Source organism: Klebsiella sp. 2680, assembly GCF_900198535.1.
Classification (GTDB): Bacteria; Pseudomonadota; Gammaproteobacteria; order Enterobacterales; family Enterobacteriaceae; genus Klebsiella; species Klebsiella indica.
The window spans coordinates 16,728-31,596 of record NZ_FZNJ01000007.1; the positions used below are offsets into that span (position 1 = coordinate 16,728).

Consider the following 14,869-nt stretch of genomic DNA (forward strand, 5'->3'; position numbering starts at 1 on the left):
ATGGATAGCGACATCAATCAGATTATTGATTCTTTGATTAAAGCCCCGTCACTTATTCGGTTAGTCCATTTTTCCACGCAAACGCGCCCGATTACCGATCGGGTACGGAGCGTTGATTTTCCCCGACTCGAAATCCTGCTGGAAGGCCAGCTTAACGACCCGGCCATCAAAGCAGAACCCGCTTTGCTGGCACAGTATGATGCGCTGTTCGTTCCTGCCGGAGGGTGGAATTTCCCGCAATGGCAGGCCCCCGCCACGCTTTTAAGTGTTTTGTTCGGTAAGCAGCAGCTGGAATTCGTGCTGCAACGCTGGGACGGGCGTATGCTAACTATCGTGGAAAAACAGCAGGTGCCGCGTCGAGGACCGCGAGTTGGCTCATTCCTACTCCAGGCGCTGAATGAAATGCAGATGCAGCCGCAGGAACAACGTACGGCACGCTGCATTGCCACCAGCCTGCTCAGCCACTGTGCCGATCTGTTAGGCAGCCAGGCGCAAACGTCCTCGCGGAGCCAGGCGCTTTTTGAAGCCATCCGGAAATATATCGATAGCCACTTTGCTGACGCCCTCACCCGTGAGTCCGTGGCGCAGAAATTTTATCTCTCGCCAAACTACCTTTCGCATCTGTTTCAGAAATGCGGGCCAATGGGCTTTAACGAATACCTGAATCATATCCGTCTTGAACAGGCCAGAATGCTTCTCAAAGGCCATGATATGAAAATCAAAGATATCGCTCACGCCTGCGGTTTCGCCGACAGCAACTACTTCTGCCGCCTGTTTCGTAAAAACACCGAACGTTCGCCCTCAGAGTATCGCCGCCAGTATCACAGCCAGTTGACAGAAAAGCCTCGCAGTACAGAAAACTAGATTTTTGTAAGTTCCACCTTTCGCCTTTTCTGCCACCCTGTATCCGGGTAATACCAGGTAAGCCGGTAAACGTGATCTAAATCATCCTTAATGACAATGCGTACATTTATCCAGTTTTTGGCAAATTTGTCATCTGGCAACGCGGCAAGTGAAAGCCCTATCCTTACCTCAACATCTCTGAATTATGCATTGAGGAAAGCACTATGGAACTCTATCTGGACACCGCAAACGTAGCAGAAGTTGAACGTCTGGCACGTATCTACCCACTAGCCGGAGTGACAACCAACCCCAGTATTATCGCCGCCGGTAAAACGCCGATCTGGGATGTTCTGCCGCGACTGCAAAAAGCCGTCGGGCCGGAAGGTATTTTGTTCGCCCAAACCATGAGTCGCGATGCCCAGGGCATGGTGGAAGAAGCTAAACGCCTGAGCAACGCCATACCCGGTATCGTGGTAAAAATCCCGGTCACCGCCGAAGGCCTGGCGGCCATCAAACTGTTGAAAAAAGAAGGCATTTCCACACTCGGCACCGCGGTATACAGCGCCTCCCAGGGCCTGCTGGCCGCTCTGGCGGGAGCAAAATACGTCGCGCCTTACGTCAACCGCGTGGACGCACAAGGCGGAGACGGCATCCGTATGGTACAGGAGCTGCAATCCCTGCTGGAACTGCATGCTCCGGAAAGCAGAGTTCTGGCCGCCAGCTTCAAAACCCCCCGCCAGGCTCTGGATTGCCTGCTGGCCGGTTGTGAAGCAATCACCCTTCCGTTAGATGTCGCGCAACAAATGCTTGGCACGCCTGCGGTAGAGTCGGCCATAGAGAAGTTTGAGCTGGACTGGAATAACGCTTTTGGAACGCTGAACCTGTAACCCGATCGGTGAGCCGCCCGGAGGGGCGGTATCCGGTCATCCAGGAGGAATAGAAATGGATCGCATTATTCAATCACCCGGTAAATATATTCAGGGCGCAGGCGTAATGACTCGCCTGGGCGGATACCTCAAACCGCTGGCTGAACGCTGGCTCATCGTTGGCGATAAATTCGTACTCGGTTTTGCCGAAGAAACACTGCGCAAAAGTCTGGCAGATGCTGGCCTGATTGCCGAAATCGCTCCCTTCGGCGGCGAGTGCTCACATAATGAAATCAATCGATTACGCGAGATCGCCGCTTCGGCACACTGTACGGCCGTACTGGGTATCGGCGGCGGTAAAACGCTGGATACCGCAAAAGCATTAGCACACTTTATGAATCTGCCAGTGGTCATTGCGCCGACGATTGCCTCAACCGATGCGCCGTGCAGCGCCCTGTCGGTTATCTATTCCGATGACGGTGAATTCGACAGCTACCTGATGCTGCCGCACAATCCAAATAGGGTGATTGTCGATACGCAAATTGTGGCCGGCGCGCCAGCACGCCTGCTGGCGGCGGGGATCGGCGATGCGCTGGCCACCTGGTTTGAAGCGCGTGCCTGCTCACGAAGCGGCGCGATCACCATGGCGGGCGGTCAGTGTACCCAGGCGGCACTGGCGCTGGCTGAATTGTGTTACAACACGCTGATTGAAGAAGGCGAAAAAGCGATGCTGGCAGCGGAACAGCATGTTGTCACCCCGGCGCTGGAGCGCATTATTGAAGCCAATACCTACCTGAGCGGCGTCGGTTTTGAAAGCGGCGGCCTGGCGGCGGCGCACGCTATCCACAACGGCCTGACCGCCATTCCGGATGCACACCGCTACTATCATGGTGAAAAAGTGGCCTTTGGTACGCTCACTCAACTGGTGCTGGAAAATGCGCCAGTGGAAGAGATCGAAACCGTAGCGGCGCTGTGCCATAGCGTAGGGTTGCCTGTCACCCTGGCGCAACTGGATATTAAAGTGGACATTCCACAAAAAATGCGCACCGTGGCGGAAGCCGCCTGCGCTGAAGGCGAAACGATCCACAATATGCCCGGCGGCGCGACACCGGATCAGGTCTATGCGGCATTACTGGTCGCCGACCAGTACGGTCAACGCTTCCTGCAAGAGTGGGAGTGAACCCGGCACATATGCCCTAATGCTGGTCAATTGAGGGAGATGCATCCGGTGTTATGGTGGGTAAGCAGCTCCGCTAATCGGTGGTTTAAACGAAAATCTAATTCGGTTGATTCACTAACTGAGCTGATACAGGCTGAAATATAAAGGATATAACTTTTTTTATGATTTTCAGCCTCTGAAAAGCCACTGACGAATAACGGACTCACCGCATGGGGGGTGGGCGCATCAAGGAAACCTGGCGGGAACGCAGGCGCGCATCCAGGACTGGCCGCCAGATGAAGCCGGAGTGGAGCGGACCGCGCAGCGGCAGGTTTTCAGCGCCATGCCGGGGGTGCAGGGGGACGGGCGAAACGTCCCCCTGCCCGTTCACACGCTGTGGATATAACGAATATCCGCGTATTTATCGTGAACGGAACAGACCACGGAATCTGAATGGGCGAAAATGAAAAATGCGCCATATTCGCCATAACCACCAATAATGCGATTGCCGCTGACAAATAAAACAAAAGACAACACCGATGATTTGCTTAAGTGAACGGCATCAGGCACACATGCCCACCTTTGGCGGGTATGTATGAGACGGATAACAAACCTGTTTTAACGATTCTGCCGGGTCACGGAACCCAGAAACGGCGGCGAGAGAGTATCGCCGCCGCTGAGAAAAATAATTATGCCGGACGCACGCCCAGGGTGTGGCAAATCGCGTAACTCATTTCCGCACGGTTTAGCGTGTAGAAGTGGAAATCCTTGACGCCTTCGCGGCTTAAAATTTTCACCATATCCATGGCGATGTTGGCTCCCACCAGTTGGCGAGTTTCGGCGTCATTATCCAGGCCTTCGAACATTTTCGCCATCCACGCCGGAATACGGACATTGGTCATATCGGCAAACTTTTTCGCCTGTTTAAAGTTCGAAACGGGCAGAATACCCGGAATAATCTCTACGTCGATGCCGGCGGAGACACAACGGTCGCGAAAACGCAGGTAGCTTTCCACGTCAAAGAAGAACTGGGTAATCGCGCGATTCGCCCCCGCATCCACTTTATGCTTCAGATTCAACAGATCTGCCTGCGCGCTTTTAGCTTCCGGATGCACTTCCGGGTAAGCGGCGACGGAGATATCAAAGTCCCCCACCTCTTTCAACAGCGTGACCAGGTCGACCGCGTACATATCCGGCTTGCCGCTGCCCGGCGGCAGGTCGCCGCGCAGCGCAACAATATGGCGAATCCCGCTGTCCCAGTAATCCTGGGCGATGGTACGCAGCTCATCACGACTGGCGTCAATGCAGGTCAGATGCGGCGCCGCTTCCAGGCCAGTACGCTCCTTTATCCCTTTAATAATGCTATGGGTACGATCGCGTTCACCGGAGTTAGCCCCATAGGTGACGGAGACAAATTTCGGCTTCAGGCTACTCAGGCGATCGATGGATTTCCATAGTGTTTGCTCCATTTCACTGGTGCGCGGCGGAAAGAATTCAAAGGAGACATTAATCTGCCCCTGCACTTCCGCCAGGCTCTGATTCAGGGCTTCCCGCTGATTGGCGTGAAAAAAGCTCATACCTTACCTCATCAATCGCATTTTTGTTTGTCGTATCGCGAACTTCTATACGTTTAGACGTCCAGATGTAAAAATGACGGAAAAGTATGCAGGCGTCAATAGAAAAATCAGCGTAAAGAGTGAGGAATATTCAGACAAGATGAAATTGATTCATGTCACGTCCACTAACCCCATGATTTTTCAAATACTGCTATCAACTCATCAGACAAACGATTGTTGCCAGGCAGTGTCACAACACCCAGGCCAGGCGGAAGCTGCTGGCTGGCATCGTCCAGATGGCGAAACACTACCCATTCAAGCTGAATGGCCGAAAATGATGCGAGTAATGCTGCGATTAACGGCTTGTGATACGGCAATGAGAGCATCTCGCCGCAGGGTTAAATGTCGGGCTGACGCGAGAAGAAATGACGGAAGTTATTATGCAGATGGCGGTGTACGCCGGATTCCCGGCGGCTCTGAATGGCCTGTTTGCCGCCAAAGAAGTTTTTGCCGCACATTAATCTGAAAAGATCCGCTATGTCAGGTTAATGGGACGTTCTGCTGAGAACCCAGGCGCCCATCCTCTGGCCGCCAGGACGGCGGATGGGCGCGACAGCATAAAATGGCCTGCGCTTACACGAACCTTTTACGCGATCTTACAGCAATTGCGCCAGTCGATTAATATCGGACTGAATCGCGCCGGCGGTGACGTCGCGGCCGGCGCCCGGCCCGCGGATCACCAGCGGGTTATCACGATACCAGCGGCTGTCGATAGCAAAAACGTTATCACACGGCAGCAGCGACGCCAGAGGATGATCTTCGCGCACTGCTTCAACGCCCACGCGCGCTTTACCATTGGCGTCAAAACGCGCCACGTAGCGCAACACCAGACCCATTTCACGCGCCGCTTCCAGGCGCTGCAGCATCTGGTCATTCAGCTCTTCGCCATTCTCGAAGAAATGATCGACAGACCCCTCTTCGCAGTGAACTGGCACCAGCGATTCGACGCGTACCTGATCCGGTTCGATGTCATAGCCCGCTTCACGCGCCAGAATCACCAGCTTACGCATGACATCTTTCCCGGAAAGATCGACCCGCGGGTCCGGCTCAGTCAACCCCTGCTGCCAGGCCTGATCGACAAGGTCAATAAACGGCACCGTACCGTCAAACTGCAAAAATAACCACGAGAGCGTGCCGGAGAAAATGCCGCTCAGCGCCAGAATGGTATCGCCGCTATCAATCAAATCGCGCACCGTGTGGTTTATCGGCAAACCGGCCCCCACGGTGGCGTTATACAGCCAGTGACGGCCCGTTTTCTCAAACGCATCGCGGATTTGACGATACTTACTGCTGCTACTGGCGCCCGCCAGCTTATTTGCGCTGATAACATGGAAACCATGACTGGCGAAATCGAGGTACTGACCGGCCAGTTGTTCGCTGGCGGTCACGTCCAGCACCACCAAATCATCGTACGGATGCGCGCGCATCCACAGGAACAACGACTCTTCATCCTGTTCCACGGCTTCATCATTAAAGAAAGCCAGCGCGCGGCTGGCATCAAGACCGGCATAATTGAGCAAGCTACGGCGGCTATCCACCACCCCGGCAAGGATGAATTCGAAACCCGTGCGCGCGGAAAGCGTGGTCTGCTCGCGGGCAAACAGTTCCAGCCAGCGGGAACCAATATTCCCTTTGCCAAACAGCACCAGACCAATACGCTTTTCCGCGCGGAACAGCGACTGATGCAGGCCCTGAATCAAGCTCTCGGTAGGCCCGGCGCGCAGCACCGCCACCAGACTGATCCCCTCTTCTGATTGCCAGGTAAACTCCACCGGCTGCCCTTTCAGTTGCTGCCAGAAGCGGTGACAGTGCAGCGGATTACGGGTCACCCCCGCGCCGACCATCGCCACCAGCGCCAGATTTTGACGCAGGCGCAGCTCGCCCGGCAGGCCAGCCTCATCCAGTAGTTTCAGCGCGCTGTCAGCGACTTCGGCGGTATAGCAAAACTGCAGCAGCTTACGATCGGCATGAACGCCTACGGCCAGCGGACGCAGCTGAGCGCGTTTTAAAATCGCATCCAGCTCTTTATATGTCAGTTTGAAATCCTGACCCGCCGACACCTGGAACTCAATCAGGCAGACATCATCATGGCTGGTGACAATACGCGCCCCGGTGCCGGAAGCCAGCACGCGTTCGATACGCGTCGACCCCTGATCCGGGGTGTAGCTACAGCGTAATTGTAAATCGATATCGCTGCCGGATACCGGCTGTAACGTACGGGCATGCAGCACCGGTGCCGCCAGACGAGCCAGCTCGCTGGCTTCATCAAGACGCAGCAGCGGCAGCAGACAGGCATCTTTCACCTTACGCGGGTCCGCACTGTAGACCCCGGCCACGTCGCTCCAGATAGTAACGCGAGACACCCCGGCCAGGGCGCCAATTTGCGTGGCGGAGTAGTCGGAACCGTTACGCCCCAGCAGCACGGTTTCCCCGGCGTTGTTGCGCGAAATAAAGCCCGTCACCACCAGGCGTTTATTCGGATGCTGTGCCATCTGTTGTTGCAAAAGTGGATAAGACAACCCCTCATCCACTTGCGGCTGCGCGGAGCGCTCGGCGCGTAAGAAGCTACGCGCATCCAGCCAGGCGGCGTCCATACCCAAATGATTCAGCACCGCCGCCATCAGGCGAGCTGACCAGACTTCACCGTGACCGACCACCTCGGCGTAGACTGCATCCGTAACGCCGCCATCAAGCAGAGCGGCCAGCCGTTCAAGATCCTGAATGAACATCGCGATCAGCGTATCCGCAGCCTCCGCTGACAATAATCCACATATCAGATCCATCTGATAACGACGAAGCGATTGTTGCACCTGATGCGCAGAGAGGCGATCCGTCTGGCTGAGCTTCAGCCAACTGATCAACTGGTTGGTGGTACTGCCTGCTGCAGAGACGACCATCATATCGCCCGCCTGCGAATACTCCGTCATGATCCCCGCCACGCGCAGGTAACATTTCGCATCCGCTAAACTACTCCCACCAAATTTGTGCAGTTGACGACCCTTCGCCCCTGCCTGCGCAATCACACTCATGTTTATTCCTCGTTTGCTGCCCGGAAGCCATTTTCCAGATCGGCAATTAAATCTTCACCATCTTCAATACCGGTTGAAATACGTAACAGCGTTTCTGAGATCCCCGCTGCCGCACGCGCTTCAGGCGACATGCCCGCGTGAGTCATTGTCGCCGCATGGGAAATCAGGCTTTCTACGCCTCCCAGTGATTCCGCCAGCGTGAACAGGGATAGTCCACCCAGGAAACGACGCAGCGTCTGCTCATCGCCATCCAGTTCGAAACTTAACATTGCGCCAAAACCTTTTTGCTGACGCGCCGCAATCTCATGCCCCTGATTTTCCGGCAGCGACGGATGGTACAGTTTTTTCACCAGCGGTTGCGATTTCAGATAGTCGACAATCGCCAGCGCATTACGTTGCGCCGCCTCCATACGCGGAGAGAGCGTACGTAAACCACGCAGCAGCAGGTAGCTATCAAATGCGCCGCCGGTAACGCCGATATTATTCGCCCACCATGCCAGTTCGGTGACAGTGGCCGGATCTTTGGCGATCACCACTCCGGCCACCACATCAGAGTGGCCGTTCAAATATTTGGTGCATGAATGCAACACCAGATCGGCGCCCAGCGCCAGCGGATTCTGCAATGCCGGGCTCAGGAAAGTGTTATCCACGACGCTCACCGCGCCAGCCTCACGCGCCAGCCCGCAGATTTTCGCAATATCCACCACCCTCAGCAATGGATTACTTGGACTTTCCACCAGCACCAGCTTCGGTTTTTCCGCCAGCGCGGCGCTCAGCGCCTGTTCGTCATTCTGATCGACAAACCGCACGCGATAGCTGCCGCGTTTTGCCAGGCTATCAAACAGGCGATAGCTGCCGCCGTAGCAGTCATGCGGCGCCACCAGCAGATCGCCAGGTTTCAGGAAAACGGTGGTAACCAGCAGAATCGCCGACATACCGGTATTGGTCAGAACCGCTCCTGCGCCGCCCTCCAGCTCTGCCAGCGCACGCTGAACCACATCACGGGTTGGGTTACCGCGGCGAGAATAGTCGTGAGCGCGAGGTTCGTTAAATCCGGTGAAGTTATAGGTGCTGGAGAGGTGAATCGGCGGGACAACGCAACCGTACTGCTCGTCGTCATTTAAACCGCTACGCACTGCGATGGTGGCCTGTTTACGCGTCATGTTGGGGAGTTCCTGAGCTGAATCGGTGAAAAGTCAGGTTCCAGAGTAAACATTGTTACAATGGACGTCAATACATCTGGACATCTAAACTTCTTTGCGTATAGATTGAGCAAACGAGAAATAGCCGTTAAAATTATATGCATTAGCGCACATCCATGGCGGCTTGTTTGGTGTCAGACGCGCCCCTCTACGGTAAACTACGCGCAAGTATGGCCTGAATTTGCATTTCTGGCCCTTAACTAAATAAACAGAGGATTAAGGTAACTCATGGCTGAATGGAGCGGCGAATATATCAGCCCATACGCTGAGCACGGTAAGAAGAGTGAGCAAGTAAAAAAAATTACGGTTTCCATTCCTCTGAAGGTGTTAAAAATCCTCACCGATGAACGCACGCGTCGTCAGGTGAACAACCTGCGTCACGCCACCAACAGCGAACTGTTGTGTGAAGCATTCCTGCATGCCTTTACCGGTCAACCGTTACCTAACGATGAAGACCTGCGTAAAGAGCGCAGCGATGAAATCCCGGAAGCGGCGAAACAGATTATGCGTGAGATGGGGATCGACCCGGATACGTGGGAATATTAAGCCAGTAAAAAGGGCAAAAGTGCGCTTCTGCCCTTTTCCTTTCGCGGTATTGCACTGCGAAAAACACAAAAAAGCCGCCCTGAGGCGGCTTCTTCAGCAACTTACTTGCTGGAACCCGGTAAGCTGAAGCGCTTGTTGAAGCGGTCAACACGACCACCGGTCGCAACATCACGCTGCTTGCCAGTGTAGAACGGGTGGCATTTACCGCACACGTCGAGGTTCAGGTCGTGACCTACGGTAGAACGGATTTTCATGACGTTACCGCAAGAGCAGGAAGCAGTAACTTCGTCGTATTTCGGATGAATATCTTTTTTCATGGGAGAACCTCAGTTAAGGCCGCGTCGCTCTTCCAGCCCTAACGCCAGACACCACGCGATGTTAATAATTTCCCGGCGCGATCCCGCTAAGTGAAATCCCCGGGTAATAGATTTTGATGCCGGACAACATGCATCAAAGGCGGCGAATCATACAGAATTTAACCAGCATATGCAAACTGATCCGCGCCCCTTTACCACAATGTGTATACTAACCCGCCAGATTTCAAGTCAGGAAGATTACATGCTCGTCGCTCACGTTGCCCTGCCCGTTCCGCTGCCCCGCACCTTTGACTATGTGCTGCCTGACGGTATGCCGGTCAAAGCAGGCTGCCGCGTGCGCATCCCGTTCGGTAAACAGGAACGGACAGGCATTGTCGTGTCGATCGGCACACACAGTGAATTACCGCTCGACGACCTCAAGCCGGTTGCCGAGGCCCTCGACACCGAACCGGTGTTCTCCTCTTCAGTCTGGCAATTGCTGCTCTGGGCAGCGGACTACTACCACCATCCCATTGGCGATGTGTTATTCCACGCGCTGCCCATTCCGCTCCGCCAGGGGAAACCTGCCAACACGACCCCGCTATGGTACTGGTTTGCCAGCGAACAGGGGCAAGCGGTTGACATAAACAGCCTTAAGCGCTCGCCAAAGCAGCAAAAAGCGCTGGCGGCCCTGCGTCAGGGAAAAATCTGGCGGCATCAGGTTGCCGAGCTGGAATTTAGCGATACCGTTTTACAGGCACTGAGGAGTAAAGGTCTTGCCGAACTGGCCAGCGAAGCGCCGGCCATTACCGACTGGCGGGCAAGCTTTTCGGTGCCCGGCGAGCGCCTGCGCCTCAACACCGAACAAGCGACCGCCGTTGGGGCCATTCACAGCGCCTCAGACAGTTTTTCCGCCTGGCTGCTGGCCGGGATCACCGGCTCCGGGAAAACGGAAGTTTATCTGAGCGTTCTCGAAAACGTACTGGCGCAGGGGCGTCAGGCGCTGGTCATGGTGCCGGAAATCGGCCTGACGCCGCAGACTATCGCCCGGTTCCGCCACCGTTTTAACGCCCCGGTAGAAGTACTGCATTCGGGCCTTAACGACAGCGAGCGCCTCTCCGCATGGCTGAAAGCCAAAAACGGTGAAGCGGCGATTGTGATCGGCACTCGTTCGTCACTGTTTACGCCATTTAAAGATCTCGGAGTGATCGTGATCGACGAAGAGCACGACAGCTCTTATAAACAGCAGGAAGGCTGGCGCTATCACGCACGGGACCTCGCGGTCTGGCGCGCCCATAGCGAGCAAATTCCGATCATTCTCGGCTCGGCGACGCCGGCGCTGGAGACGCTGCATAACGTCCGCCAGGGCAAGTATCGCCAGTTGAAACTGACCAAACGCGCAGGCAATGCGCGCCCGGCTCAACAACATGTTCTGGATTTAAAAGGTCAGCCGTTGCAGGCCGGGCTTTCTCCGGCGCTGATCGGTCGCATGCGTCAGCATCTACAGGCCGATAACCAGGTGATTTTGTTTTTAAACCGCCGCGGCTTCGCGCCGGCGCTGCTGTGTCACGACTGCGGCTGGATCGCCGAATGCCCGCGCTGCGACAGCTACTATACGTTGCACCAGGCCCAGCAGCATCTGCGCTGCCACCACTGCGACAGCCAGCGTCCGGTTCCGCGCCAGTGCCCTTCCTGCGGTTCGACGCATCTGGTTCCGGTAGGTCTGGGAACCGAACAGCTTGAACAGGCGCTGGGCCCGCTGTTTCCTGGTATACCCATTTCGCGTATCGACAGAGACACCACCAGCCGCAAAGGCGCGCTGGAGCAATATCTTGCCGACGTGAATCGCGGCGGCGCGCGCATTCTTATCGGCACCCAAATGCTGGCGAAAGGCCATCACTTCCCGGATGTGACGCTGGTTTCCCTTCTGGATGTTGACGGCGCGCTATTTTCCGCTGATTTCCGTTCAGCGGAGCGCTTCGCCCAGCTCTACACTCAGGTTTCAGGTCGGGCAGGACGTGCCGGTAAACAGGGCGAGGTGATCCTGCAGACTCATCACCCGGAACACCCGTTGCTGCAAACGCTGCTGTATAAAGGCTATGACGCCTTTGCCGGGCAGGCTCTGGCAGAACGACAAAGCATGCAGCTCCCGCCGTGGACCAGCCATGTACTGATTCGCGCGGAAGATCATACCAATCAGCAGGCCCCGCTCTTTTTACAGCAGTTACGCAATCTATTACAGGCCAGCCCGCTGGCCGACAATAAGCTGTGGATACTCGGTCCTGTTCCGGCGCTGGCGCCAAAGCGCGGAGGGCGCTGGCGCTGGCAAATTCTTCTCCAGCACCCGTCGCGCATGCATCTGCAGCATATCGTCAGCGGGACGCTGGCATTGATAAACACGCTACCGGAAGCACGCAAAGTGAAATGGATTGTGGATGTCGATCCTATTGAAAGCTAAGACGTCTATTGCGAGGCGGATCGAAAAATCTAACCTCCATCACGTTTTTGATGAAAATTCTGTAACTCTCTGGATGTACTATCTGTTAAAAATGTGGCTGATGTCAGAACGCCAGGGATGTGTCTGCGCCGGTCAGCGAGGAGAAAACAGGTGAAACCCAAAAAACAGGCTGTTGCCGCCACCATGAAAGACGTCGCCCAGAAGGCAAACGTCTCCACGGCAACCGTATCCCGAGCGTTAATGAACCCCGATAAGGTTTCGCAGAGTACCCGCAATCGGGTAGAGCAGGCCGCACTTGAAGTCGGCTATCTGCCGCAATCGCTCGGACGCAATATGAAACGCAATGAATCGCGCACCATCCTGGTGATTGTGCCCGATATTTGCGATCCCTTTTTCAGCGAGATTATTCGCGGTATTGAAGTCACGGCGGCAAAGCAGGAATATCTGGTCCTCATTGGCGATTGCGCCCACCAGAATCGCCAGGAAAAAACCTTTATCGATCTGATTATCACCAAGCAGATCGACGGGATGCTGCTGCTGGGCTCCCGTTTACCCTTCGATGCTGGCGTGGAAGAGCAGCGCAATCTGCCGCCAATGGTCATGGCTAACGAGTTTGCTCCCGAGCTGGAGCTGCCGACAGTGCATATTGATAACCTCACCGCCGCATTCAATGCCGTTAACTACCTGCGCGAGCTGGGGCACCGCCACATTGCCTGTATCGCCGGGCCGGAAGAGATGCCGCTATGTCATTATCGCCTGCAAGGCTATGTCCAGGCGCTGCGCCGCAGCGGAATAACCGTCGATCCGCACTACATCGCCCGTGGCAATTTTACTTATGAAGCCGGCGCCATGGCGCTGGAGCAACTTCTGGCGCTGCCAGTGCCGCCAACGGCGCTCTTCTGTCATAGCGATATTATGGCGCTGGGCGCGCTATCGCTGGCAAAACGCCGCGGTCTGAAAGTGCCTGAAGATCTCTCTATTGTGGGTTTTGATAACATCTCTTTGTCTGAATTTTGCGATCCGCCATTGACGACAGTTGCGCAACCACGTTTTGATATTGGCCGCGAAGCGATGCTGCTTTTGCTGGATCAGTTGCATGGGCATAACGTCAACAGCGGTTCACGACTACTCGACTGCGAGCTGATTATTCGCGGTAGTACGCGCAATATCCGAACATAACCACAGGCTTTCGGGCCTGCTCTTCTGGTCAAAGGCCCGCCACTTAAGTAACATGTCGGGCTGAAAAACGAATAAGACAGCGAAACGATAGTGGCACAACGAGATTATGTACGCCGCAGCCAACCGGCTTCTTCGCGGCGCAAAAAGAGCAATACCCGAAGCTCAAGGAACAAGCAAAGCGGCATTTCTGCGGTGTCACCCGCTATGGTCGCAATCGCGGCAGCCGTGCTGGTGGCCTTTATCGGTGGACTGTACTTCATTACGCACCATAAGAAAGAAGAAACCGCGGTATTGCAAAATCGCCAGGCGACAGGCAACGGTTTACCGCCAAAGCCGGAAGAGCGCTGGCGCTATATTAAAGAGCTGGAGAGCCGCCAGCCTGGCGTACGTGCGCCAACGGAACCGACAGCCGGCGGCGAAGTCATGAAGCCGGAGCAACTGACGGACGAGCAGCGTCAGCTACTGGCGCAAATGCAGGCCGATATGCGTCAACAGCCCACGCAGTTGACCGAAGTGCCGTGGAACGAACAAACACCGGCACAGCGCCAGCAAACGCTGCAGCGTCAGCGTCTGGCTCAGCAACAGTTAGCGCAGTCCCGGCAGCAGGCACCGATCCAGCAGCCGCGCACCCAACCGCGGGTTGTGGAGCAGCCCAAACCGGTACAGCAGCCGAAACAAACTGCATCAAATCAGCAGCCGTATCAGGATCTGCTGCAAACGCCTGCGCATACCAATACGACGCAACCTAAAACTCAGGCCGCCGCTCCGGTGACCCGCGTTGAGGACGCGCCAAAAGCCGCGGCGACGGAGAAAAAAGACGATCGTAGCTGGATGATTCAGTGTGGGTCTTTCAAAGGCGCCGAGCAGGCGGAGACCGTTCGTGCTCAACTGGCATTTGAAGGCTTCTCCTCGCACATCACCACCAATAACGGCTGGAACCGGGTAGTGATTGGGCCGCTGAAGGGCAAAGAAAACGCCAGCAATATGATTGAACGGCTGAAAATGGCCGGACACGCAAACTGCATTCGTCTCGCCGTCAGGGGTTGAAACCCGCAAAATCCCCCCCATCTATAATTGCATTCTGCCCCGCATCACTGCGGGGCCTCTATTTCGCTTTTGTAACCAAGGGGTCTGCTCGTGACTACAATTGTAAGTGTTCGCCGTAACGGTCATGTCGTGATTGCTGGTGATGGCCAGGCCACACTGGGCAACACCGTAATGAAAGGCAACGTGAAAAAAGTGCGCCGTCTGTATAACGACAAAGTGATCGCAGGCTTCGCTGGCGGCACCGCTGACGCTTTCACGCTGTTCGAACTGTTTGAACGTAAGCTGGAAATGCATCAGGGACATCTGGTCAAAGCCGCCGTTGAACTGGCGAAAGACTGGCGAACCGATCGCATGCTGCGCAAGCTGGAAGCCCTGCTGGCCGTAGCTGACGAAAACGCATCACTTATCATCACCGGTAACGGTGACGTGGTGCAGCCAGAAAACGATTTGATTGCCATCGGTTCCGGCGGTCCTTACGCCCAGGCTGCGGCGCGTGCTTTACTGGAAAATACCGATATGAGCGCACGCGATATCGCAGAGAAAGCGTTGAATATTGCAGGTGATATCTGCATTTATACCAACCACTTCCATACCATCGAAGAATTACCGTCTAAAGCGTAAGGATCTC

Annotated in this window: 13 protein-coding genes and 1 pseudogene; 9 read left to right on the top strand and 5 right to left on the bottom strand. The window is 55.4% G+C overall.

Annotated elements, in window-relative coordinates; all coding sequences use genetic code 11:
* The 3 genes from FN037_RS22125 to FN037_RS22135 all read left to right on the top strand — a co-directional run bounded on the left by FN037_RS22125 (position 1) and on the right by FN037_RS22135 (position 2,889).
* The gene (locus FN037_RS22125; protein WP_142503171.1) at positions 1-864 is read left to right on the top strand and encodes a helix-turn-helix transcriptional regulator; all 864 of its coding nucleotides are present in this window, start codon (positions 1-3) and stop codon (positions 862-864) included.
* Positions 865-1,067: 203 nt separating this feature from the next.
* A complete protein-coding gene (fsa, locus tag FN037_RS22130) occupies positions 1,068-1,730 on the top strand; it encodes a fructose-6-phosphate aldolase (RefSeq protein ID WP_138362854.1) in 663 nt (220 codons plus the stop codon).
* 55 nt (positions 1,731-1,785) lie between these two features.
* Positions 1,786-2,889, top strand: a complete 1,104-nt coding sequence (locus tag FN037_RS22135) for a glycerol dehydrogenase (RefSeq protein WP_138362853.1) — start codon at positions 1,786-1,788, stop codon at positions 2,887-2,889.
* Positions 2,890-3,255: 366 nt separating this feature from the next.
* Here FN037_RS22135 and FN037_RS22140 read toward each other — a convergent pair whose 3' ends face one another.
* The gene (locus FN037_RS22140; RefSeq protein ID WP_142503172.1) at positions 3,256-3,438 is read right to left on the bottom strand and encodes a hypothetical protein; all 183 of its coding nucleotides are present in this window, start codon (positions 3,436-3,438) and stop codon (positions 3,256-3,258) included.
* Positions 3,439-3,557: 119 nt separating this feature from the next.
* On the bottom strand, positions 3,558-4,445 hold the full coding sequence (metF, locus tag FN037_RS22145) for a methylenetetrahydrofolate reductase (RefSeq protein ID WP_142503173.1): 888 nt from the start codon (positions 4,443-4,445) through the stop codon (positions 3,558-3,560).
* 362 nt (positions 4,446-4,807) lie between these two features.
* Here metF and FN037_RS22150 point away from each other — a divergent pair.
* Positions 4,808-4,945 (top strand): annotated as a pseudogene (locus FN037_RS22150) (carboxymuconolactone decarboxylase family protein); the annotation flags it as partial.
* A gap of 135 nt (positions 4,946-5,080) precedes the next feature.
* Here the strand turns inward: FN037_RS22150 and FN037_RS22155 are convergent.
* Together FN037_RS22155 and metB are read right to left on the bottom strand one after the other, a co-directional pair.
* Positions 5,081-7,513: a bifunctional aspartate kinase/homoserine dehydrogenase II gene (locus FN037_RS22155; RefSeq protein ID WP_142503174.1), complete on the bottom strand. Its 2,433-nt coding sequence runs from the start codon at positions 7,511-7,513 to the stop codon at positions 5,081-5,083.
* 2 nt (positions 7,514-7,515) lie between these two features.
* On the bottom strand, positions 7,516-8,676 hold the full coding sequence (gene metB / locus FN037_RS22160; protein WP_142503175.1) for a cystathionine gamma-synthase: 1,161 nt from the start codon (positions 8,674-8,676) through the stop codon (positions 7,516-7,518).
* 267 nt (positions 8,677-8,943) lie between these two features.
* Between metB and metJ the strand changes: the two genes are divergently transcribed.
* Complete coding sequence (gene metJ / locus FN037_RS22165; protein WP_004869405.1) at positions 8,944-9,261, top strand: met regulon transcriptional regulator MetJ; 318 nt, start codon at positions 8,944-8,946, stop codon at positions 9,259-9,261.
* Between the two features lie 101 nt (positions 9,262-9,362).
* Here metJ and rpmE read toward each other — a convergent pair whose 3' ends face one another.
* Entirely contained in the window at positions 9,363-9,578 is a 216-nt protein-coding gene (rpmE, locus tag FN037_RS22170) for a 50S ribosomal protein L31 (RefSeq protein ID WP_138362849.1), read from the bottom strand.
* 241 nt (positions 9,579-9,819) lie between these two features.
* Here rpmE and priA point away from each other — a divergent pair, with 241 nt between their 5' ends.
* The 4 genes from priA (at position 9,820) to hslV (ending at position 14,862) form a co-directional block, all read left to right on the top strand.
* Complete coding sequence (gene priA, locus FN037_RS22175) at positions 9,820-12,015, top strand: primosomal protein N' (protein WP_142503176.1); 2,196 nt, start codon at positions 9,820-9,822, stop codon at positions 12,013-12,015.
* Between the two features lie 150 nt (positions 12,016-12,165).
* Positions 12,166-13,194, top strand: coding sequence for a DNA-binding transcriptional regulator CytR (gene cytR / locus FN037_RS22180; protein ID WP_142503177.1), 1,029 nt, complete (start codon positions 12,166-12,168; stop codon positions 13,192-13,194).
* Between the two features lie 90 nt (positions 13,195-13,284).
* Positions 13,285-14,241: a cell division protein FtsN gene (ftsN, locus tag FN037_RS22185; protein WP_138362846.1), complete on the top strand. Its 957-nt coding sequence runs from the start codon at positions 13,285-13,287 to the stop codon at positions 14,239-14,241.
* Positions 14,242-14,331: 90 nt separating this feature from the next.
* Positions 14,332-14,862, top strand: coding sequence for an ATP-dependent protease subunit HslV (gene hslV / locus FN037_RS22190; RefSeq protein WP_138362845.1), 531 nt, complete (start codon positions 14,332-14,334; stop codon positions 14,860-14,862).
* Positions 14,863-14,869 lie beyond the last annotated feature (7 nt).